The organism is Mucilaginibacter sp. (assembly GCF_036383575.1).
Lineage (GTDB): Bacteria > Bacteroidota > Bacteroidia > Sphingobacteriales > Sphingobacteriaceae > Mucilaginibacter.
Window position 1 is genome coordinate 1 of record NZ_DASVOB010000356.1, and the last position, 2,582, is coordinate 2,582.

Annotated in this window: 2 protein-coding genes; both read left to right on the forward strand. The window is 40.0% G+C overall.

Translation table 11 applies throughout. The annotated features are described in order from the left end of the window. Positions 1-167: 167 nt before the first annotated feature. Positions 168-1,097: an AraC family transcriptional regulator gene (locus tag VF500_RS12330; protein WP_330859958.1), complete on the forward strand. Its 930-nt coding sequence runs from the start codon at positions 168-170 to the stop codon at positions 1,095-1,097. A 106-nt stretch (positions 1,098-1,203) separates the two neighbouring features. After that, positions 1,204-2,061: an oxidoreductase gene (locus VF500_RS12335; protein ID WP_330859959.1), complete on the forward strand. Its 858-nt coding sequence runs from the start codon at positions 1,204-1,206 to the stop codon at positions 2,059-2,061. The last annotated feature ends 521 nt before the right edge of the window (positions 2,062-2,582 follow it).

Genomic DNA, 2,582 nt, shown 5'->3' on the forward strand with positions numbered 1-2,582 from the left:
TCTGAAATGGTTTAACGAAAACCCCTTAGCACTGGACGATAACAATCATTTTATACGCTGGCAATACAACTAACAGCAGTTAAAACTTTATTGAAAACAGGTCATCTTCCTCCATAACAAATGGCAAAGGCAGTTTAGCTATTTATATTTGTGTAAAGCATACTGCCATGAGACAAACCACCCTCGACGCGAAAACCATTGATACCCTGCGGGACCTGCCGGATATGATCCCCGTTATGCGCGATTTCTATGAGGATTGGACCATCAAAGTATTCGATCGTAAACACCATGAATGCCGCAATTATCTGTCGCCCAACAGGCGGGATTTCTATAAGGTACTGATGATAACCGAAGGTGCAGGAGTGTTTACGATGGGACTTAATACTTATTATATTGAGGAGCCCACCATTCTTTTCATCCATCCCAATGATATCATATCCTGGAAAAACCTTTCGGATAGATCGGGCGGATATTATGTACTTTTTAAAAGGATTTTCATTAATGATCATCCCCAGTTAAAAACCACTATTGACAAATATGGGTTGTTTGCCGAAAAGGAAAAAAGTGTTATCCGTTTAAAAAACTCCGATCTGGTTATACTTAATGGCCTCTTTGAGCGCATGGCTCATGAAGAATTATCTAACAACCATTTAAAGGACGACGCATTACAGGCCTATCTTCAATTATTGATGGTAGAAAGTATGAGGGTAGCCCAATTTCCCAAACCTGATAATGTATCTGACGAATACCATTACATCCACCAGTTTTTTCATTTGCTGGAGAAGGAAACATCGGGCATTAATTACACATCGCCCATAAAAATGAAAACCGCCAAGGAGTTTGCGGCCAATCTTTCAGTTCATCCCAATCACTTAAACGCGGTATTAAAAAAATATACCGGGCAAAATGTAAGCACTCATATCCGCAACCGCCTGCTTGAGGAAACCAAAGTCCTATTAATACAAACCGATTGGACGTTACAGGATATCGGTTACAGCGTGGGTTTTGCAGAGCAGCCTAATTTCAGCCTGTTTTTCAAGAAGAACACCGGTATTACCCCGGCAGAATTCCGAAGATCATACCAGGCCACTGCATAATTTACGTGCGTCTTTGATTTTCATAATAACCGCTTTGCTTTTGCTATAAGCCCCGCCTGCTTTTGTTGCCAACTTTGTAGTGTAAACAAATTAAAAGCAACATAAAATGAAAACTCAAAAAGTATGGTTTATAACCGGGGCCTCAAGAGGTTTTGGTTTAGAAATATCAAAAGCTGTATTAGCATCAGGCGATAAATTAGTAGCAACCGTTCGCAAAGATCCCGAAACACTGGCTGAACAATTCAACAATGATCCTAATCTGTTTGTCGTACCACTGGATGTTACCAACGAAGATCAGGCAAGAGAGGCAGCGGCAAAAGCTGTTGAGCATTTCGGCCACATTGATGTTTTGGTAAATAACGCAGGATTTGGATTACTATCAGCAGTTGAAGAAGCTACGGCCCAGGAAGTAAAGAGGAATTACGAAACCAATGTATTTGGCTTGTTAAATGTAAGCCGCGCCATTTTACCTTACATGCGTAAAGAACGTAAGGGCCACGTGATCAATATATCATCTGTTGGTGGCCTGTCAGCTTATTTTGGCTGGGGTGTTTATGGTTCAACCAAGTTTGCAGTTGAAGGTCTTACAGAGGCTATGGCGCTTGAACTCGCCCCGCTTGGCATCCATGCAACCGTCGTTGCCCCTGGTTTTTTCCGCACTAACTTCCTCGACGAAAGCTCACTGACCCGCACCTCGAATGAAATTGGTGATTACCACGAAACTGTAGGCAATATGCGCGCATTTGCAACCGAAGCCAACTACAAACAGCCCGGCGATCCTGAAAAGCTGGCACAAGCGTTCATCAAACTTGCCGCAGCCGAAAAACCTCCGGTACATTTACCATTGGGCAGCGACACTTTACAACGTTTCCGCGAAAAAACTGCGGCATTTGAAAAAGAGATTGAAGAATGGTACGATGTAGTGGTTGGTACAGATCATGACGATGTGAAACAGTCGAAATAATTGATAACAACAAAGTCAAAAAGAAAAGGCTGTGTCATAAATCAAATTGCCCCCGGGTGTTTTGTTACCTATGAATTGAAATTTAGCCGATAATATTTATACAAAAAGGGGGTTAACATATTTTCTTGCAAAAATCACATAATAAACTTATTATCAATAAGATATACAAATTCAAACCCTAAATTGCGTTAACCCTGTTAACCCCCTTTTGTTAGTAGAGTCAACCCCAAAACGTATATAGCTTAAGTATCTGAATAAGTCAAAAGAAGGGGCAGTGTAATGATGAGCCCCTTCTTTTTTTAAGTACAAGTATTCGAATTTTGTTTACTATATATCCCTATGATGTATAGTAGTTTGGCAAATATTATCTATTTTTATGGCGTATTTAGTGCTAAATACAATAATATTAAACTTTTAACCTTATCATCAAGTCCCCCTCTGTTTCTATATGAAGAAACTGTATCCCCTGTTAATTTTACTATTTGTAATTACTTCCGTTAATAATTTATTGGGCCAAACAA